At 64.1% G+C, this 19,287-nt stretch carries 16 protein-coding genes and 1 pseudogene; 9 read left to right on the forward strand and 8 right to left on the reverse strand.

Annotation, left to right across the window (positions count from 1 at the left end):
• Positions 1 to 31: 31 nt before the first annotated feature.
• Entirely contained in the window at positions 32 to 358 is a 327-nt protein-coding gene (locus ABT375_RS11335) for a winged helix-turn-helix transcriptional regulator (RefSeq protein ID WP_416462478.1), read from the forward strand.
• A 29-nt stretch (positions 359 to 387) separates the two neighbouring features.
• Here ABT375_RS11335 and ABT375_RS11340 read toward each other — a convergent pair.
• Positions 388 to 795 (reverse strand): annotated as a pseudogene (locus ABT375_RS11340) (integrase); the annotation flags it as partial.
• Positions 796 to 1,347: 552 nt separating this feature from the next.
• Between ABT375_RS11340 and ABT375_RS11345 the strand changes: the two are divergent.
• The 4 genes from ABT375_RS11345 (at position 1,348) to ABT375_RS11360 (ending at position 7,597) form a co-directional block, all read left to right on the forward strand.
• On the forward strand, positions 1,348 to 1,836 hold the full coding sequence (locus ABT375_RS11345; RefSeq protein ID WP_416462479.1) for an RNA polymerase sigma factor: 489 nt from the start codon (positions 1,348 to 1,350) through the stop codon (positions 1,834 to 1,836).
• Complete coding sequence (locus tag ABT375_RS11350) at positions 1,829 to 2,839, forward strand: FecR family protein (protein ID WP_416462480.1); 1,011 nt, start codon at positions 1,829 to 1,831, stop codon at positions 2,837 to 2,839. Before ABT375_RS11345 ends, ABT375_RS11350 begins: the two co-directional genes overlap by 8 nt.
• Before the next feature lie 127 nt (positions 2,840 to 2,966).
• Positions 2,967 to 5,480: a TonB-dependent receptor domain-containing protein gene (locus ABT375_RS11355; RefSeq protein ID WP_416462481.1), complete on the forward strand. Its 2,514-nt coding sequence runs from the start codon at positions 2,967 to 2,969 to the stop codon at positions 5,478 to 5,480.
• Between the two features lie 11 nt (positions 5,481 to 5,491).
• The gene (locus ABT375_RS11360) at positions 5,492 to 7,597 is read left to right on the forward strand and encodes an Atxe2 family lasso peptide isopeptidase (RefSeq protein ID WP_416462482.1); all 2,106 of its coding nucleotides are present in this window, start codon (positions 5,492 to 5,494) and stop codon (positions 7,595 to 7,597) included.
• Here ABT375_RS11360 and ABT375_RS11365 read toward each other — a convergent pair.
• From ABT375_RS11365 to ABT375_RS11395, 7 genes are all read right to left on the reverse strand, one after another.
• Positions 7,594 to 9,345, reverse strand: coding sequence for an asparagine synthase-related protein (locus ABT375_RS11365; protein ID WP_416462483.1), 1,752 nt, complete (start codon positions 9,343 to 9,345; stop codon positions 7,594 to 7,596). The two genes, ABT375_RS11360 and ABT375_RS11365, sit on opposite strands and share 4 nt — an antisense overlap.
• Positions 9,345 to 9,989: a lasso peptide biosynthesis B2 protein gene (locus tag ABT375_RS11370; protein WP_416462484.1), complete on the reverse strand. Its 645-nt coding sequence runs from the start codon at positions 9,987 to 9,989 to the stop codon at positions 9,345 to 9,347. Before ABT375_RS11370 ends, ABT375_RS11365 begins: the two co-directional genes overlap by 1 nt.
• 64 nt (positions 9,990 to 10,053) lie before the next feature.
• On the reverse strand, positions 10,054 to 10,173 hold the full coding sequence (locus ABT375_RS11375) for a benenodin family lasso peptide (protein WP_150425829.1): 120 nt from the start codon (positions 10,171 to 10,173) through the stop codon (positions 10,054 to 10,056).
• Between the two features lie 123 nt (positions 10,174 to 10,296).
• Positions 10,297 to 10,905, reverse strand: a complete 609-nt coding sequence (locus ABT375_RS11380; protein WP_416462485.1) for a GntR family transcriptional regulator — start codon at positions 10,903 to 10,905, stop codon at positions 10,297 to 10,299.
• Entirely contained in the window at positions 10,902 to 11,795 is an 894-nt protein-coding gene (locus ABT375_RS11385) for a phytanoyl-CoA dioxygenase family protein (RefSeq protein WP_416462486.1), read from the reverse strand. Before ABT375_RS11385 ends, ABT375_RS11380 begins: the two co-directional genes overlap by 4 nt.
• Before the next feature lie 15 nt (positions 11,796 to 11,810).
• Positions 11,811 to 12,425 carry an acyl-homoserine-lactone synthase gene (locus ABT375_RS11390; protein WP_416462487.1) on the reverse strand — a complete coding sequence of 205 codons (615 nt, stop codon included), beginning with the start codon at positions 12,423 to 12,425 and terminating at the stop codon, positions 11,811 to 11,813.
• Positions 12,426 to 12,481: 56 nt separating this feature from the next.
• Complete coding sequence (locus tag ABT375_RS11395) at positions 12,482 to 13,240, reverse strand: LuxR family transcriptional regulator (protein WP_416462488.1); 759 nt, start codon at positions 13,238 to 13,240, stop codon at positions 12,482 to 12,484.
• A 359-nt stretch (positions 13,241 to 13,599) separates the two neighbouring features.
• Between ABT375_RS11395 and ABT375_RS11400 the strand changes: the two genes are divergently transcribed.
• From ABT375_RS11400 to ABT375_RS11415, 4 genes are all read left to right on the forward strand, one after another.
• Positions 13,600 to 13,767 (forward strand): transcriptional regulator domain-containing protein, encoded by a 168-nt coding sequence (locus ABT375_RS11400; protein WP_416464888.1) that lies wholly within the window; start codon positions 13,600 to 13,602, stop codon positions 13,765 to 13,767.
• Positions 13,688 to 14,299 (forward strand): DNA -binding domain-containing protein, encoded by a 612-nt coding sequence (locus ABT375_RS11405; RefSeq protein ID WP_416462489.1) that lies wholly within the window; start codon positions 13,688 to 13,690, stop codon positions 14,297 to 14,299. The genes ABT375_RS11400 and ABT375_RS11405 overlap by 80 nt, the downstream gene beginning before the upstream one ends.
• 686 nt (positions 14,300 to 14,985) lie before the next feature.
• Positions 14,986 to 17,715, forward strand: coding sequence for a hypothetical protein (locus ABT375_RS11410; RefSeq protein ID WP_278392264.1), 2,730 nt, complete (start codon positions 14,986 to 14,988; stop codon positions 17,713 to 17,715).
• 618 nt (positions 17,716 to 18,333) lie between these two features.
• The gene (locus ABT375_RS11415; RefSeq protein ID WP_416464889.1) at positions 18,334 to 19,188 is read left to right on the forward strand and encodes an ArdC family protein; all 855 of its coding nucleotides are present in this window, start codon (positions 18,334 to 18,336) and stop codon (positions 19,186 to 19,188) included.
• Positions 19,189 to 19,287 lie beyond the last annotated feature (99 nt).

Raw genomic sequence — 19,287 nt, forward strand, 5'->3', positions numbered from 1 at the left:
TTTCAGTACTTAAGTAGGAAACGACATACTAATGACCGCAAACGACTTCACCATGCAGAACGAGATGCGGCGCGCCTTCGCTATGCTTTCGGGCAAGTGGAAGCTGGAGATCATGTGGCTGCTGCATCAGCGCGTCCATCGCTTCGGCGAGTTACGCAAAGCCATCCCAGGTATCACGCAGCATATGCTTACGGCGCAGCTGCGGGAGCTGGAAGCCGATGGACTGGTCACACGCACCGTGTTCGCTGAAGTGCCGCCTCGCGTTGACTATGCGATGACCGCGAAAGCCTATGCGCTGCGCCCCACCATGGATGCGCTCACCACTTGGTGGACCGAGCATGGATCGCCGGGGTCGTAGGTCAGCTTTTCGGCCAACTAGGTGCGGGCTTAGCCGAGTTTACGCATAAGCCGACCAGCCGCGCCCTGCTCTGCCGCAAGGTTACGATTGTAACTCAGCGGCATTCTGGGACTCTTCCAGCGTCCTGCGTCCATAATGCCGGCGAGATCCTCGCCACTGACGAACATATCCTGAGTGAGGCCCACCCGCGTCGAATGCGCGCTGATCCCCTTGAGGAGGCGTACTATATCGTCGATCGTCAAATCCATCAGCGCGCCGCGCTCAAAAGCCTTGCGGATCATGGCGTGCCAGATCGGCCCGATCGAGCCGGGATGGAGCGCGCCCTGCACCACATCAAACTCCACGTGCGCCGGTACGGCACGCTTGGGCGGCGTCTTGCGCAAATCCAAGGCCTCGCGGCTCGAAATGCTCTCAATCTTCCTACCTCGCTGTGTCGCGGCCTGTGCGACAGTTGTCCAATTGGGGCCTCCATGATGCGCACGAGATCGACGATGAATTGTACGTTGGTCGACCGAAGGCCTTGCCGCATGATCATGACCATCGTCACGGCAAAGGGCCATGAAGAAGGGCGAAGGTGACGTTCGCCCTTTCACGTCGATAGGCAAGCCCAACTGCAATCTCCTCTGCGGTATTGCTTCTGTGAATCAGAATGTTAGTCTGGTCGCGCGCTGCGAAGGCGGCGCCGAGGCTTGAGAACCTCGCTTGGGAAGACGATTTGACCCGCCATCGACGCGGCCGGGTGGCCGACGCGCATGTCCAAGCCGCTTGCGGCCAAAGGCGTCGGCGCATGTCTCAAGCATGTTCTCTACACCCGGCTTTTGTCGGCAATGCCTCGCCAGTCGCATGGAGGCGTTGTCGATGGTGCGTGAAGCGAGCATCCCAAAGGGATTTCGGTCGAGATGTCGACCGCTTTAGGCGCTGCGCGCCTGCCTCTTGATGAACGCGATCCGCTTCCGCCTGGCCATGACCGGGTGGAAGCGCCGAAGGACGTGCTCGGCGATCTCTACCGCGCGGAACGGCCAGGGTTGCTTCGATTTCTGTCGCGGCGCGCATCCGACGACCGTGCCGAAGATATCGTCCAGCAGGTCTTCGCCCGCATGGCCGGGAAGACGGCGGACCAGACGGCTGCGATCCTATCTCCCGCGACCTATTTGCGCCAGGCGGCGCGCAATCTCGTCCGCGACGACGCCAGGACGGCCGGACGCAATAGCGCGCACCTGCATGTTTCGATCGAGGACGTGGCTTTGCCCGATGCCGACCCGGTCGCCGCCCTGGAGGCCCGTGACCGGCTCGCGCGGATCGAGCAGGCCGTCCTTCGGCTCAAGCCTCTACGGCGACAGATTTTTCTCGCATGTCGTCTCGACGGCTATAGTTATGCAGAGATAGCCGAGCAGACCGGGCTGAGCATAAGGGGTGTCGAGAAACAAATGAGCCGGGCGATCAAGCAACTCGGGCGACATCTGCGCCACGATGACTGATCCTGAACGGGCCTCGATTCCACCCGCCGTGCATGACGCGGCTGGCGCGTGGCTGGTGCGTCGGCAGGCCGGTGCCGATGCTGCGGTGGAACAGGCCTTTGCTGCCTGGCTGGAAGCCGATCCTCGACACCGCATCGCCTATGGACAGGTGGCCCGCGATTGGCGCGACAGCGCGCAGCTTGCCGACAGTGCCGTCGGTCGAACCCGCAAGCTCGTCCGCGCACCGTTCCTGATGCGACGAAGCACGCATGTTGGTGCCGTCAGCCTGAGCCTTGCTGCCCTCCTGGGATTAGGCACTGTTGGGATTGTCCGGCACGCAGGACCCTTCGGTTTTGTCGCTCCGGCCGAGGCGGCGACCTACCAGACAGCCGTCGGTGAAATTCGAAGCGTGCGTCTCGCGGACGGGTCGAACCTCACGCTCGATACGTCGACCGTGGTGCACGTTCGTTTCAGCCGTGCGTCCCGGCGGCTCGACCTTAAGCAGGGGCGCGCGCGTTTTTCGGTGGCGAAGGACGATCGGCCCTTCACCGTTGCGGTGTCAGGCGGCGAGATCGTCGCGCGACACACGCTCTTCGACGTCAGCGTCGTCGGTCCGCAGCCCCTGGTGGCCTTGATCGAAGGAGAGGTCGAGCTTCTCAGCACCGCTCATGATGGCAAGGGCAGCCCGCAGCGGCTCGTTGGCGGCGAGCAGGCCGCGCTGGGCCAGGCTGCCGCGCCGCGCCCGCTGTCGATGGCCGACGCACGATGGGTATCGGGCATGTTGGCGCTTGAAGACACGCCGCTGGGCAATGCGGTGGCCGCCATCAACCGCTACAATCGAACGCAAGTGCGACTGGCCGACCCGCATCTTGCCAGCCTTGCCGTCACGGGTGCCTTCCAGGCGCGGGATTCGCAGCAATTCGCCCGTGCGGTCGCGGCCATGTTCGACCTGACCGTCGATAAATCGCATCCGGATATTCTCCTGCTGCAATCGAGACACGCACGAACTTCCACCCTCCCCTAAAATAGTTGGCGGGTGTTTTGCGCCCTCATCGTCTCTCGCCCAACCCGCCCCTTCGGCGGTTCAGGGGAGACCGAAGACAATGCATATATTTGGGAAGAACGGGCTTCATCGCCTTGCTGGGGTAGCCTTGCTCGCCAGCGCCGCAACGGCCCAGGCGCAACCAGCCCAGCGAATCGGCGTCGACCTTCCCGCGCAGCCGCTCGGCCGTTCGCTTCAGGCGCTGGCGCTGCTGTCCCACAGGACCGTCCTCGCGGATGCGACGCTGATCGGGGACAGGCAGGCGCCGTCGCTCCAGGGCGCCTATAGCATCGAGGACGCGCTGCGCCGGCTTCTCGACGGTTCGGGGCTGACCTTCGACCGCGTGGACGAAAGCTTCGTCGTCCGTCCGTTGCGCGCGACGGGTGACCGGCAGGGCAATGGCGACGCAGCAGCCATCGTCGTCACCGGCAGCCGGATTCGCGGCGCGCCGATCGCGTCACCCGTGACGATCCTGAGCGAGCAGACCATCCGGGACACCGGACTGGCCGATCTCGGCGACGTGGCCCGCAGCTTGCCGCAAAGTTTCGGTGGCGGACAAAATCCAGGCGTCGGCTTCAACGTACCGTCCAGCACGGGCGGCAATGTCGGTGGCGGATCCTCGGTCAACCTGCGTGGCCTTGGCAGTGACGCGACGCTCACGATCCTCAACGGGCGACGCGTGCCTTATGATTCGGCGCGACAGGGCGTGGACATTTCCGCCATCCCGCTGGCTGCGGTCGATAGGATCGAGATCGTCGCAGACGGCGCTTCGGCCATTTATGGCTCGGATGCGGTCGGCGGCGTCGTCAACGTCATTCTCAAGCGTGATCATGACGGATTGCAGACCCGCGCGCGCATTGGGGGCGCTACCGACGGCGGCGGGTTCGAGCAACGCTATTCGGTTCTGGCGGGCAGCCGATGGCAGGGCGGCGGTGGATTCATCACCTACGAATATAACCGCAACAGCGATCTCATGACGAACCAGCGCGCCTATGCCCGCGTGAGACCCAACGTCACCATTCTCCCCGCGAGCCGACGCCATGCGATCGTTGCCAGCGCGCATCAGGATATAACCGGCAATCTCACGATCGAAGCCGATGGGCTGTACAATGAACGCACCGGCGTGTTCACCTATCCGCTCAATGCGGCAGGCGATCTTGCGATCAGCCGAACGCGACAGACGTTCGATTCCTACACGCTGGCCCTGGCTAGCGCCGCGCGTCTGTCGCTCGGACCGTGGCAGCTCAGCCTGTCCGGCACCTTCGGCAAGGGTCGCACCTATTTTCAGGGTGACACGTTCAGGAACGACCAGTTCGCGAGCACGGCCTTCGGCCGCTACGACAACCAGACGGTCACGGGCGAAGTCGCCGGCGACGGCCCGCTGTTCCTGCTGCCGGGCGGCGAGGCGAAGCTTGCGATCGGCGCCGGTATCCGGGCCAATGATTTCGAGATATTCCGTGGCGCGGGCAATATCAACAACGCCCGGCCATCGCAGGACAGCCGCTATGCGTTCGCCGAGATCAACCTTCCCGTCATCGGTCCCGACCTCGACATTCCGCTCGTCCACCGGCTCAACCTGAGTGGGGCGTTGCGCTACGAACGCTATCGGCAGATCGGTGAGATCGTCACGCCCAAGCTGGGCCTGACCTATGCACCTGCCGACTTCGTCGATGTCAAGGCGAGCTGGGGACGGTCGTTCCGCGCGCCGAGCTTCATCCAACTCCATTCGATCCAGCAGGCGCTGCTCTATCCGGTCACGACGTTCGGCGGCACTGGCTATCCGACGGGTGCGACGGCGCTGTACCTGACGGGTGGCAACAGCGATTTGAAGCCCGAGCGCGCGCGCAGCTGGTCCACCACTCTCGCACTGCATCCGCCCGCCTGGCCGGGCGCTTCGCTGGAATTCAGCTATTTCTCGACGCGCTATGTCAACCGGATCGTGACCCCGATACCGATCGCGTCGCAGGCGCTGGGTGATCCGGCCAACGGCGGACAGGTCACGCTTTCGCCCACGCCAGCCCAACTGGCCGCGCTGGTGGCCGGTGCCAACGAGTTTATCAACGCGACGCCGTCGGCCTATGATCCGACGAGGGTCGTGGCGGTGATCGACAACAGCAACGTCAATGCCGGCCGGCAAAGCATCCGCGGGATCGACGTGCAGGGCCGCTACCAGACGACGCTGGCAGACGGACGATTGAGCCTGTCGGCCAGCGCGACCTATCTCGACAGCAAGCAACAGATCTTAGCGACCCAGCCGGTCCGCCAACTGGCGGGCACCCTGTTCAATCCGCCGCACTGGCGCGGGCGGGGGACCGCGAGTTGGGACAAGGGCGGTCTCGGCCTGGCGCTGACGATCAGCCATATCGGCGGCGTCGATGACCAGCGAACAGCTTCTGCGGGACGGGTCCATGGCATGACCACGGCCGATATCAGCCTTCGCTACCGGATCGACGGCGGGCGCGGCCTGCTGGATGGCGTCGAACTGGGGCTTTCGGTCCAGAATCTGACCAACGAGGCCCCTGCGGTAATCGCGACCAGCCTGTTCTACGATACGCCCTATGACTCGACCAACTATTCGCCCGTGGGTCGCTTCGTGGCTTTCGAGTTCGTCAAGAAATGGTGAGGGAGACGCTCTTGAGGATCGGCCTGCGCTGGGCCCTGGCGATGACGCTCCTCCTGCCGGCCCAGGCTTGGGCGCATTGCGCCGATCTGCTGCCGCGCGCGTTGCCACCGGCAGGACTGCAACGGTCGATCGCACCGGCCGATCTCGCGCGCCTGCGCGATATCGGTCGTCCCGACGGCGCACTGCTGGGGGGCACGAGCCCGCTTGCCATCTCCCCGGACCAGGCACGCGTCGCCTTCGTCATCAGCCGGGCCGATCCCGTGGCAAATGCCTATTGCGTCGGGCTGGCGGTGATGGACCTGCGCTCCGGCAGCCGCCCGCACCTCATCGACCAGGGCGGGGAGATGATCCTCGCGTCGGGCAATGTGCGCGGGCTGATCACGCCGACCGGCTATGTCGCGACGGTGACGCCGGCATGGTCGCCGGACGGCCGATGGATCGCCTATCTGCGCCGGGATCGCGGCGTCACCCAGCTCTGGATGGCACGGGCGGAGGGCGGCATGGCGCGCCAGCTCTCGCATTCCCCGGTCGATGTCGAACAGTTCGTCTGGCGGACCGACGGCAGCGCCGTCTTGTTTCCGAGCCGGACCGGACAGGTGGCCGAACGCGCCGCAGACGCCGCCCTGGCGTTGACGGGCTATCCTTATGGCGACCGCTTCGTGCCGGCGATGAGCAGCGTGCCGCTGCCGGTCGTCACGACGCCCTTGTCCGCCTATGCCGTCGATATTGCCAGCCTTGCCGTACGACCGGCCGCCGGCGATGATCGCACGCTGCTGCCACCCGACCCCCTGAACGACCCCGCGCCACTGCCCGCCGCGGACGCCGACGATGGGCGTCGCGCCTCGACGGAGCACAGCACAGCTAATCTGCTCAGCCCGCTCGTGCTGCAGGCCATAACGGCGTCCGGCCAGCCGATCGCCTGCACCGCCGGTGCCTGTCGCGGCAAATATACCGGTCTGTGGTGGATGCCCAAGGGCGGCCCGCTGCTCTTCATGCGGCGCGAAGGCTGGGATCTGGGCGACCTGGTTCTGTATCGCTGGCAGCCTGGGTCAGGACAGCCGCGCGCCGTCCTGCGGACGAGCGGCGTGATCGACGGATGCGTCGTGGCGCAAGCACAGCTCGTCTGCCTGCGCGAAAGCGCGACCGTCCCGCGCCACATCGTTCGGATCGACCCGCAGACCGGGCGGACCGAAAGCCTCTATGTTCCCAATCCGGAATTTTCGGCGATCCGTTTCGGCGATGTCGAACGTCTCTACTGGCGCAACGATCGCGGCCTTGAGGTGCGGGGCGACCTGATCCTGCCGCCGGACCATAAGCCGGGCAAGAAGCTGCCGCTCATCATCACCACCTATTGGAGCAGCGGCTTCCTGCGCGGTGCGACGGGCAATGAATATCCGATCCATGTCTTCGCGGCGCGCGGCTTTGCCGTGCTGAGCCTCCATCGCCCGCCCTTCGTCGCGGAAGCGGATGCGACGGTCATCGACGCGGACAGGCTGAATGCCGTCAACGCGGCGAACTGGGCCGAGCGCCGCAGCCTGCATTCCGCCGTGCTGGTCGGCATGCAACGCGTCATCGACATGGGCGTCGCCGATCCCGATCGCATCGGTATCACGGGCCTCAGCGATGGTTCGAGCACGGTCGGCTTTGCGCTGATCAACAGCCGACGCTTTGCCGCCGCGGCCGTGAGCACCTGCTGCCTCGAACCCTGGATGGTCAACGCGACCTTCGGACCAGCCTTCGCCCGCACGATGCGCAAACAGGGATGGCCCGCCGCCACGGCTAACGACCGCCAGTTCTGGGCGCCGGGGTCGCTGATCCAGAATGCAGCCTCGATCGATACGCCCCTGCTCATGCAATTGGCCGATCGCGAATATCTGACGGCGATCGACGTCTATGCCGCGCTGCGGGAGCAGGGCAAGCCGGTCGACATATATGTCTTTCCCGACGAATATCACAATAAATGGCAGCCTGCGCATCGGCTCGCCATCTACGACCGCAATCTCGACTGGTTCGACTATTGGCTTAAGGACAGGATCGATCCCGATCCGCGCAAGGCCGACCAATATGCGCTATGGCGATCCCTTCGTGAGCAGCATCGCAAGGCTCAGGACGACTAGGTGCGGCTTGCGATCCAGGCCTCGACATCGGCGAGACGCATGATCCTGTGATAGTCGGTCCCGCGCACAAGCGCGCTTTCATCGAGGGCGCGCTCGAGCTGCGGCGTATCGAGCAGGCCCGCGCCGCGCAGCCGACCGTCGAGCAGCATCGCACGAATGGTGGCGCGATTGGCGGCATATAAGGCGGCAATATAGCCGTCAGGCGACCCCTTCGATCGGCGCTGCACGATGTCGGCAGGCAGTCGATCGGCATAGGCTTTACGCGCGATCACGCGATTGCGGCCGTCGTCGAACCACCACCAGCTTGGTATGCCAAGGCAGGCTTCCACGACGGGCTGCGAGGCAAGCGGAGAGGCACGACGCACGAGACCGGGCAGATCACTGGCCTCGGCCCAGGCCTGCGCGGCCACGATCAGCGCGATATGCGCGGCAGTGCCTGTTTCGGCGCCTTTTGGTGCCAGCAGCCAGGGATGTCCGGGCATCATGGCATGTTCGCCGGGCAGCGCCGGGGCGAGATATTGGGTGTCGGGATGCCAGCGATAGGCAGGCGAACGGCGAAAGGCCCGTCTCGCCGCATGCGCCAACACGGTCGGCGCACCGACCTGTGCCAGCGCGGCGATCGATCGTGCCGTCGACCATGTTGCGCGCAGGCTGCGACCGCGCACGAGTGCGTCCGTGACGGGCGCTGCCGACTGGAGCGCACAGAATATATTGTCGCCCCCACCGCCATCGATCACCAGATCAGCGCCAGCCTCGCCGATCGCATCGGCCAGCAGCGCGTTGGTGCCTTGCATGAAACTGCGGGCCACGGGATTTGGTTGTCCAGCCGCGTGCGAGCGGGTGATATCGACAAGATCGACATCCCATTCGGCCTCGATGACGGGAGCGCTCAGATGGCGGGCCACCGCACGCGCATAGCGCCGCTCGTCACCGACACCGCCATGGCTGGAGAGATTGAAGCAGCTATAGGCACCGCCCTGGCTGGCCAGCGCCGCAGCCAGCACCGATGAATCGAGACCGCCAGACAGCATCAGCAGCATGCGATCGGCGGTGGCGATCGGCGCACGGATGGCCGTCGTCACCGCCTGGCGCAGCAGGACCATGCCCTGCTCGCGATTGCCGACCCAATGCCGTCGGCCGGCATGATCCCATGGCGACCAGGCCTGTGCGATGGTGATCCAGCCATCGTTGATCCCAAGACAGACGCCGCCTTGCACTTCCGACACGCCCGCGAGGCAGGTCGTCGGCGACGGCATGTTCTGATAGGCGAGCCGATGTGCGATCGCATCCCAGTTGAACCCGGCCGACCGCCAGCCCGCGGCATCCAACAGGGCGAGGCCGGACGCGACCAGCAGCATGTCCCCATGGCTGGCATGGAGGCAGGGCAATTGCCCGAACGGAGCCCGCATGATCTGCAGTGCGGTCGGCCCATTCCGCAGGATCGCGATATAATTGCCCCAATAGGCCCGCATGAAGGCATGGGGTTCGATCTGCCCTGACAGGGGGCCTGCGCCCTCGGTCGCGACGTTCACCGGCACGCTCTTGTCGGCCGGGAAAATCGATCCCAGGACCAGTCCGCGCCCGCCCTGCAGCCAACCCACCGGCAGGCCTGCCGTCGTCACGATCATGAGGCCGATCTCATCGAGGACGATCGTGAGGTCCGATCGATCGGCGATGGCCGATCGGACCCATGGCGCGATCGGAGAATGCGCTCCGCCGGTGCTCGCGATGATGAGATAGCCTTCCATCACACCACCAGAATGGGCGTGAACGGCCGGAGGAGATCGGGCTCGTCGCCAATGACCGCACCGTCCAGTTCGACCCAGCAATGCGCTTGAAACGGATCGAGCTTGACGCCGAGGACGAGGTCGGCGCGCGCGCCTTGCGCCATGAGAGCGGACATGAGGGCCATCGACGTCGCCAGGCACCGATCGCGCGTGGGGACGATGAGCGCGGCGCGGCGATAGGCCCCTTCTATCCGGGCGATCGCGGCGGGCGCCGGTGATCCTTTCCTTGTGCCTTTGTGCTTCTGGCGTTCGAGATATTGGATATTCTCGGCGAGCGGACGGTGCCTGACACGCCGCGACCATGAGGCCCGCCTGGTGAGCGCCATGGCTATGCTGGCGATCGTTGGGCGGGCTTGCAGGTCGGATTTCCCCGTCGCTATCCAGGATCGGGCCGCGCAGGGACTTGGTGATGGCGCGTCGCGGCTGGCGATGATGATGCCCATCTGGACCAGGGTGCTCGCCAGCGCGGGATCTGCCGGCTCGGACTTACAAAGGGCGGAAAACGCCCCGTCGAGAGGCACGCTGAGGCAAAAATAGCGGTCTGCGACGAGGTCGAGGAACAGCGATCGTTCACCGATCCTGCAGAAGCTCAAGCCGTCGCGCAATCTATAGCCAGCCATGGGACATCGGCGACACAATGGCGCGCGGCGCGAGCCGCGCGCCACCGCATCAATCCTCGGTCAGGCCGGTCAGGATCTGGTTGAGACCGACATCGCCGGCGTTGCCGCCCGGCCCCTTGGTCTCGATGCTGGCGGTGCCGAGGTCGATGACATTGTCTTCGCGTTCCATGATGCACTCCTTCTGTCATGCTGCGAATTGCAGCCATGGCAGCTTAGGAAGCGCGAAGACCTATCCGAACTTTATACCGATTCTATATGGATATTGTTTCGCCCCTGCGCGCAAACGGCCTGCTCAATCGAACCGGTAGACCGTCCGTACGATCGCGGCGGCAGCCCGCCGGCGGCGGCGATGATAGGCCGTGCTGAGCCGGCGCAGCCCGTCGCGTTCGCCGCTGGCCGCGGCAAGACCGATCGCCGCCAGTTCCTCTTCCACCCCGTCGAGCACATGGGGCTCGACGGAGCGGGTGGCATGAAGGCGCGCATTGAGGCGATCGACGGCACGGGGATGCTCGCCATTGGCCGACCGCCGGGCGACCGCCAGGAAAATCTCGCTTGTGCGATCCGCGATCGGTTGATCCGCCAGCACGACCGGCATCGGGGCGGGTGCCCTGGTGCGGGGCCATGCGCGGATCGCCAGGGCCAGCAACTCGGTCGACCAGTCGTACAGATCCCTGAGCGCCGGTTCGTCGAGCCCGGGGATATGGAAGCCGCCGCTCGTCCGCGTTTCGACCAGCCCCTCCCCTGTCAGGAGATGCAGCGCGTCGCGCACCGGCGTGACGCTCGAGGCAAGCGGCGCAGCGAGGACCGCCGGATCAAGGCGGTCGCCTGGCCGGTATGCACGGGTCATGATTCGTTTTCGCAGGGTCTCATGCACCCGTTCGGCGGTAGGACCGGAATTCATGATGCCGGCCTTTGTGCGGCCGCATAAGCATCGACCAGCGTCTGCTGGTCAGGCCGCAGTGCGTCGATCGCGCCCAACGGCGCATCGGCATGGTCGCCCAGCAGAATGGAGGGACACTGGCCTTCGAAATTGCCGAGATTAGGGCGATGTTGCTGGTAGCCGACCAGGGCCGCGAGATCCGGCGCAAAGGTTCGCGCGACCTGGGGCGGATAGGCGAGCCACGGATTCTCGTAGGGCTTGAGCCAGCCGAGCGCATAGCCGACCACGACGCCACGTCGCACCGTGCCGGTGACGTTGGCGCCCGCACCGTGCAGGGTCGAGCCGAGCATGATCAGCGCCGCACCGGGTACGATCGCCGCCGCGAAGGGCGCTCCTTCGGGTTCGGGGTCGAGCGCATGTCCGCCATGGCTGCGCGGCCAGACCAGCGTTCCGCCATTGTCCGGCGTGAACGGGGTCAAGGGCCACATCACGTTGACGAGATATTCGATCTCGCCGACCGGGCCGCGCCACATGTCCTGGTCACGGTGGGGTAGCTGCGCCGGCGCGCCGGGATGCACCGCAATCGCCTGGGTCGTGTTGAGCTGGATGCGGTCGCACCAGGGTGACAATATCGTCTCGACGACACCGAGCACGAGCCGATGCTGAACCAGCGCCGCGGCATGGCCCGAGCGGATCAGGAGCCGACCGAAGCGCTTGGTCGTCGTGCCGTAGAACCCGCCCTGGCCAAAGGGCGTGCGGATGAAATCACCGGTCAGGTCGGCGTCGAGCGCGGCGATCGTTGCCGACGGCAGCGCGTCGGGGATGATGCAATAGCCCTGGGCCAGCAGGTCGGCCGCGTGGCGCGCGATCTCGCTGGAAAGGTCGCCGGAATGGGTGATCATGTCGGTCATGTCCTGTCTCCCGCTTCAGGCCGCGACACGCTGGTCTTCGCGCAATGCTGAAGCGACCATGCGCCCGTCGGCAAGCAGCGCCGGTGTCTCCGCCGTGATGTCGATACGAAGCGCGGCGAGCATCGACCCGTCGATGACGCGCGGCAGGCCGAGCGGCAGGCAGCGCCAGCCAAAGGCGAGGATCTGCTGGTACCAGCCCATCTGCGCGATCGCGCTATAGGCGGTGATGCCGTTCGCGAGCGCATGATCGACCAGTGCGTTGACGAGCGCGTCGCGCACCTGGCGTCGTTCGCGCGCCCTCAGCCGACGATCGAGGCAGAAGCGGGTGATCTCGAAAATATCCGGGGATCGGGGCGGTGCGTCGTCGCACAGGTCGCGATAGAGATGGCCAAGTATATGGGGACGCATCGTCGGCAGCAGCCGCGCCGATCCCAGGTGGGTGCCGTCGGGTTCGGCAAGGATGAGATAGGTTGCATGGACATCGTCGAACTGGTCGACCTCATAGCGTCCGTCGAGGACGGGCACGTCCCATTTGAGCAGATCGACAAAGACGGATTTGCGGGCGGCGAACATCGACCGCAGGACGGCGTGCGATGCCGACGGCGTGGCGGATTGAAGGACATGTAGCATGGCAATGACTCCCTGGACGTGATCGGTCCAGGGTCGCGCTGCTGCGGGTCATGCCGCTATTCCGGAAAAGGGTAATATCGGCGGCGGAAGATATCGGAGAAGGTCAGGGTTCCGTCGAAGAGCGTCAGGATCACCAGATATGTCCGCTTGTTCACGCCATACCGCTCGCAGGCCTGCTTGATATGGCGGGCGACCGTCTCCTCGCCGACGCCCAGGATCAGGCTGATCTCCCAGTCGCTCTTGCCGCGCGCGACCCAGAGGACGCAGTCGCGTTGGCGGTCGGTAAGCATCGGTCGCAACGGCACTTGCTGGCCACTGCGGATCGACCAGATCCGCCGCGCGCCCTCGAACGCGAACATGCCGGCAAGTTGCGCCAGCGGCAGCATCTCCTGCGGTATTGGGCGGCCCGCCTCGTTCGCGAACGAGCAGGAGCCGCGCGCTTCGCCGGGCACATGCGCAGGAACCGTGAAGCCGTCGCCAATGCCTTGCATGCGCCCCAGCGCCAGCACGCGGTGGTCCTGCCGGGTCATCGGGATCATCTGCGATATCCGCGACCAGGGGAAGCCCACATTGGTCATATGGCTGGCGCGGTGGACCGGATCGGATACGCCGAGCGCGTTGCGATCATAATAATCGGCCCAACGCGCCGGATAATTGTGAAGGCGGATGGCGCTGCCGCTCGCCGCGACGATATCGACATGATGCGTCAGCGCGAAATATTGAAAACCGAGCTGATCCGTCATCGCCGCCGTGGCGGCGATGAGATCGTCCGGGTTTGCGACGGCCTCGATGACGCGCATAAACTGCGTCGCCATGCTCTGCATGCGCATAAGGCGGCATCGCGATCCCCGGCAGTGTCTCAAGCCACCGCATGTCCGGCGATCGCCCTTTCCCTATATTTCGGGTCGAGCACGGGTGTCTCACGTCGGTGCGCGACGACTCACGTCATAAACATGTCATATCACAACCGCTTCCTGCGAAATAGTGCAGTGCAGCATGGTCCGGGTCCGCCGGAGCGCATATCGCCCACGCCATCCACTCGTGTCCTTGATCGCCGTTTGACCAGCGGCGTCAAGCGCGGCGAGTGAGCGTGCCGACCGGCGAACCGTCTTCGCCGGACTGGCGTCACGGGCAAGGCTATGCGCGGCTGCGCGGCATCGATCGCGCCGGTCTCATGTGGGAATGGCTGCGCCGCGATCCCGCCTATGTCGCCTGGCATGTGCAGGCGAGTACCGCCACCCGGGGCGTTCATCCCGAACCGCTTGCATGGGGGCTTCACTTTCGCCGAACATCCGAGCCGCGCCGCGCCCGAGGCCCGGATCATCTGGCATGCTGCATTTGATCCCGGGACGATCGCCGTTGCCGCCATCCCCGCCGATCCGGCAGATCCCGACAGCCTCGATCTTGCCCATATCGCGCCCTGGCTCACCATCGCCATCGGTAGCGAGGGACGCGAACATGCCGTCCTCTCCGACGGCTGGCATCATATCCGGTTCGACATCGAGAAAGGGTGCCTGACGGGACAGCAAGCCGTCCTGCTCCATTTCAGATTGCAGGGCATCCAATCGTCGGAGCGGCGCTTGCTGCCCTTGCGCCGGTTTCTCCACCTGTGTCGCACGCGCCGTTTCTCTCGCTCGCTATTCCCTCCCGATCCCCGGATCGCCCGTATGGTCGACATGCTGCGGATCCATGATGCGCTCGTGCAAGGGGCCAGCCAGCGCGAGATCGGTGCGGCCCTGTTCGGCGAACAGCGTGTGGCGCTGGATTGGACAGTGCCATCCGATTCTCTGCGATCACGGGTCAGGCGTCTGGTTCGAGACGCGGGCATCATGGCACGCGGTGGCTGGCGGCAATTGATGCGGCGAAAGCCCTAGAGCATCGTGCGCAACAGTGGGAACCGGTTTTGCGCAAAAAACGATGCGAAAACAGAAAACTAGAGCACGCGACTTGCGTTGGATTTAACGCAGCGTGCTCTAGCCCCCTATGTGGTCCGCTCTATGCGGTGCGTCATGTCGGTTGAATGGGTTTTGCCCCCGAAGGGATGACGCCTCGCGCCGGTGAAGCGGCGCGACCGCGCTCTACGGCGTGAAGCCAGGCTTCTCGCCGCCGAGCCCCGTTGCCGGGTCTCGGCCTGCCGGTGACGATCGCTGGCGCGGGTCAGCGCTGCTGACCCTTGCGGTCGCCGCTGGCGCGGCGGCGCGTTTGGTGGCCTCTCCCGGTGGCGCGGGAGTGGTATGGTCAAGCCCAAGAGCTGACAAGCGGTGGTCGTTCGACCAGCCCGAGAAAACGACAAGAACTGGGCCGGTAGCCGAATGGCAAGAGCAAGGTGGTCGAGCGATGAAAGCGAACCTTCTTCAGTCGGCTGATCTGGGCAAGGTAGACCCACATCCAGTCATTCCGCGAAGCGATTTAGCCAGCCATCTCCGAACGTTCGTTAGCAAAGCCGAAAGCTTGTTGGAACTTGCACAAATGACATTTGACCAGCGCGCCCGAAGCCCGCGCGAAACGGCATAGACATCCCGGGGCCGCTCATGCTCAATACGTCGCAAGGGGAAGCCAATTGTCCACTAAAAAGTTGCCGTTCATCTCATCCGTAAATCTAGTGCAGATCGAAGGACGCGGCGTTGTACCTACCGCCATTTATTACAGTTCCGATCGGCGGGCGCACATTGGATACGAGGCGCGTGAGCGGTGCGACGCACCCGAAAAGCTTCTCGAAGACTTCAAGATCGAGTTGGGCCAACATGATCCAGACGCGGTGACGAAGAGGTCCGCGCAGTCGCCACACACCCATCGCACTACTGTGGCCGGCATTGCGCAAGACTTTTTCCGCGAACTATTGGCGAAGGTAAATGGCTGGCTTGAATTGCAGGGTCGACCACTGCCCAAGAACCTGCTGATTGCCGAACCCCTGGCTTTAGCCGGAACCGACATGGCGGACGAAAATTGGCTTTCTAATTACCGTCGGGCGATTCGCCGAATCCTTCATGGAAAGTTCGAGCAGATCGACTTCCTTCCGGAGCCATTCGCGGTTTTTCAGTATTATAGATACGGGCTTCGCCATCCTGTAATCGCAGAGAACCGTAAGCACATCGCGCTGGTACTTGACTTTGGCGGCGGCACTTTCGACATTTCGGTGATAGAGACCACTAAAACGGGGGATGTAAGCGGCTCCGGAACCAACTCGCGACCGCTTGGCGCCAAGTCGGTGCAGGTCGGAGGCTTTTACATCAATCGGCTACTCGCGGCGGACCTCCTGATGAAGGCGGTTCCGAAAGAGATTCGCGCCGAAGTCAGAAAGTCCATTGAACGGGCGGACAGGATTAAGACGTCGGACGATCTCTACGAACTAGCTGAGAAACAGCAGACTTTTTATCGCCACTACCGACGCCTGCTGCAGATTGTTGAAAATGCTAAGCTCGCGGTCTGCACATCAATCGCAAACTGGAGCCTCACAGCAGACCTCTCCCGCTCAACAGCGTTCCCAATCTCCGTGCCTGTCGACCCCTATGCTTCGGCATCACGCATGGCCAACCTTAAGCTTGATGCCGGCCTGCTTAGGCAGATCTTCGAGGAGGGGGTCTGGAAAGCGAAGCTGCGGGACGCAGTCAAGAAAACGATTGAGCGCGCGTCCCGGGAACTGCGCGGTCAAGACATATCAGTGGTGCTCCTCTCAGGAGGCTCATCGAACATTCAGTGGCTCGCCAAGCTGATCGATAGAGATTTGGGGAAGTCTGAACTTGCACATGCCCAAATGCTCAACCTTAGCGAAAACTTCCAAGAGATCGTAGCGAAGGGCTTAGCGACCGAGTGCGCGCGACGGTTCTACACAGAGGGCCAAGGCGATTTCCGTGCGGTTACCTACAATAGGCTGTGTTTAGCTCTGCGACCCGATGATGGTGAACTGGAAATCCGGCGCGCCCGACCCACTACTCCAAAGCTCGCCGCGGGCGCAGCGGATGGACACGACGCGGGCGTCCTGCTGCCTTCGGCCAGCAGCCTTCGTGGTTTGGTCGACACACCTCTGTTGTGGAAAGTCCGTTTGGACAGTCCCCCGCGACGGGTGCTCGAATACTTTTTCATGCGCTCATCCTTCGATCCTGATGACCTTGAGGCCCGACACAATATCGTCGAGACTAGAGCGGTCACACCAAAAGGCGCGCGCTTCGCGGCAAACATAGAGGTTGAACTCACCGTTCGCGAGGACGGGACGGCAATCCCAAAATTTATCTACGGCCGGAACAATCAGTCCATGGGCTACACCGCTGAAGGCAAGCCCTTTCACATCGACATGACTTTCGCCTCCGATGAGGTTGGAGGTTCTACTTATCTTGGGCTCGACTTCGGCACCAGTGCGTCTGCCTGCTCATTCGTCGACAGCGCGGACGTCCATCTGATCCAAGAGCGCAGCGCCTCACCCGGATGGCGCGAGCTTACGGAACTACTGTCGGATCTGCCCTATCCGGCAGCAGCGCCCCTTGCCCGCTTTATCTCAGAGCGCGATGCGGAGCGCCGTGTCCAACGGGGCCGTGGAGCGGCAGAGAGTTTGCTCAGCCTCGCGGCATATGTGGCCTTTGCCGACCTCTGCGCGATCAAATCCGGCGGACGGCTGTTCAAGGGCTTCAATCAGCGCTCCGCCGGTCCACTTTGGGGGCTGATCAAAACCTGCATCGCCGGCAACGAAGCGAAACTTGAGTTCGCGGCGCCATTATCCCCGTTAGTGCGACCGGAGAACGCCAGGCAAATTGATCAGTGGATTGAAGGACTGAACTCCGACAAGCATGACCGGCGGGCGGCAGTAGACTGGATCGGGTTCCTTGGCCTTCTCGCCAACCACGTAGCGCGCGTCTTCGAAGGCAGGCGGCTCGGCGTTTTCGAAGGCGTGGTGGCCAAGCGCTTCCACGCCGGTTCGTACTCTGGCATATTCCGGGTGTTGCATGGCTCTTCGCAGACCTTCGTGGACGTGCTCGAATACAGCGGACCTCATGCTTTTTCGGACGAACTCGTCTACGTCGTCGATCCCTCGACCGGGCGGGCCCTTTCCCTCAGTCCTCTCTACTTTTGGGGTCTAGAACGCAACTCCACGGACGCCTCCTCAACCGACATGCACGAATATGACATTGAACGTCGGGGAGCGTTTGGGTTCAAGTCTACCCAGCCTTCCGAAGGACTTGAGATCAACGCCGACGGAGAATTCATCGGCATTCATGAGCAGCTCGCGGCCATGCGTTGCAGCGACCCCGCTTCGCCGAAAGTCGATAAGCTCGTTCTAACCTCGTACGAGGATTGACCCAAACGCCTCGCGCCGGTGAATCGGCGCGACCGCGCTCTACAGCTCGAAGCCAGGCTTCTCACCGCCAAGCCCCGTTGCCGGGTCCCGGCCTGGCGGTAACGATCGACTGGCGCGGGTCAGCCTCTGTTGACCTGATGGAGCGGGGCTGCGGACGCACACTGACCGGGTGGCTTCGCCTCGCCCGGACAGGGTGCGGTGCCCGATGGCGACCCCGCAGGCATGCCGGCCTCTTGGTCGGGCGATGCGCCCGGTTTCGCTAGGCCGGCGACAATTACCGCCCTGGCCTCGCGAAGCCGACCCTGCACCGCTGATCCGCCCGCGCCGGCCGGGGGCCATCCCTTTGTTGGCGACGGCCTTGCCGCCGGGAAGCGCTGCGGTCGCCGCTTGCGCGGCGGCGCTGTCGGTGGCCTCTCCCGGTGGCGCGGGAGTGGGCGGCGCTCCCTGCTAGGCCCGCTCGCGTCCCCGGCAAGCCGGGCTGCGCCCGGCTCCTTCACTGCGTTGCGGCCCTTCGGGTGCCGACGCCGCTCAAGCGGTCCTCTTCGGTTCGCATCTTGCCGCCCACCCCCGCTTCCGGGGGAGGCCATGGTGGTTTTGGGGCGGTGCAGGAGGTGAATGATGCGTGCTCTCACGACTGTCCGCGCGCGCGGCAAGGGCCGGAAACCCAAGGCGTCCACCGGCGGAACTCCGAACGCGGCCAAGGCCCGGACAGAGTCCGAAACGGCGCGCACGAACCTTTATGACGAGGTGACGGCGCGGATCATCGCCGAACTGGAGGCGGGCCGCTTTCCGTGGGTTCAGCCTTGGGGGTGTCCCGATGGTGATGGCAGCGCGATCAGCCCCGGCCTGCCGCGCAACGCTCTGACTGCGCGCCGTTACTCTGGCGTGAACGTCCTTATCCTGTGGGGCGCAGTCATTGAACAGGGCTATCCCTCGCAGGCGTGGCTTACCTTCAAACAGGCGCTTGAGGCAGGCGGCTGCGTCCGCAAGGGCGAGCGCGGCACCACCGTCGTCTATGCCGACCGCTTCACCCCCGAGGCCGAGAAAGTGCGCGCCGTCGAAACCGGCGGCGACGCCAAGACCATACCGTTCCTGAAACGCTTTACCGTGTTCAACGTCGCGCAGTGCGAGGGATTGCGCCCCGGCCTCGCGCCCGATCCGGTCCCCTTGCCCGAACGCCAGATCGTGCCGATCGCCGAGGAAGTGATCGCCGCAAGCGGCATCGCGTTCCGTGTAGGCGGCAATCGCGCCTATTATGTGCCCGCGCAGGACTATGTGCAGGTGCCGCCGCAACCGGCCTTTTTCGAGCAGATCAACTATTACCGGACCTGCCTGCACGAACTTTGCCACGGCAGCGGCCACCCGTCCCGGTTGAACCGCAATCTCGTCAACAGCTTCGGATCGAAGGATTATGCCCGCGAGGAATTGATTGCCTTATCTGGACAGTCTGCACCGTGCCTGACGCACCATTGAACGGTATGTTCTTGGCACAACGCAGGGGGTCATCAGGCCGGATGAAGCGCTATCCATAAGCTGGCGTAGTCCGGCCTGATGACCACCGTCCCGCAGATC

Origin of the sequence: Sphingomonas sp. VDB2, from assembly GCF_047946695.1 — a bacterium.
Classification (GTDB): domain Bacteria; phylum Pseudomonadota; class Alphaproteobacteria; order Sphingomonadales; family Sphingomonadaceae; genus Sphingobium; species Sphingobium bisphenolicum.

Coding starts and splice junctions, on each gene's coding strand:
- ABT375_RS11385 (WP_416462486.1), bottom strand. CDS start 11,795: ATGACCGACATGATCACCCATTCCGGCGACCTTTCCAGCGAGATCGCG.
- ABT375_RS11380 (WP_416462485.1), bottom strand. CDS start 10,905: ATGAATTCCGGTCCTACCGCCGAACGGGTGCATGAGACCCTGCGAAAA.
- ABT375_RS11335 (WP_416462478.1), top strand. CDS start 32: ATGACCGCAAACGACTTCACCATGCAGAACGAGATGCGGCGCGCCTTC.
- ABT375_RS11350 (WP_416462480.1), top strand. CDS start 1,829: ATGACTGATCCTGAACGGGCCTCGATTCCACCCGCCGTGCATGACGCG.
- ABT375_RS11395 (WP_416462488.1), bottom strand. CDS start 13,240: ATGGCGACGCAGTTTATGCGCGTCATCGAGGCCGTCGCAAACCCGGAC.
- ABT375_RS11415 (WP_416464889.1), top strand. CDS start 18,334: ATGCGTGCTCTCACGACTGTCCGCGCGCGCGGCAAGGGCCGGAAACCC.
- ABT375_RS11390 (WP_416462487.1), bottom strand. CDS start 12,425: ATGCTACATGTCCTTCAATCCGCCACGCCGTCGGCATCGCACGCCGTC.
- ABT375_RS11375 (WP_150425829.1), bottom strand. CDS start 10,173: ATGGAACGCGAAGACAATGTCATCGACCTCGGCACCGCCAGCATCGAG.
- ABT375_RS11365 (WP_416462483.1), bottom strand. CDS start 9,345: ATGGAAGGCTATCTCATCATCGCGAGCACCGGCGGAGCGCATTCTCCG.
- ABT375_RS11400 (WP_416464888.1), top strand. CDS start 13,600: ATGTGGGAATGGCTGCGCCGCGATCCCGCCTATGTCGCCTGGCATGTG.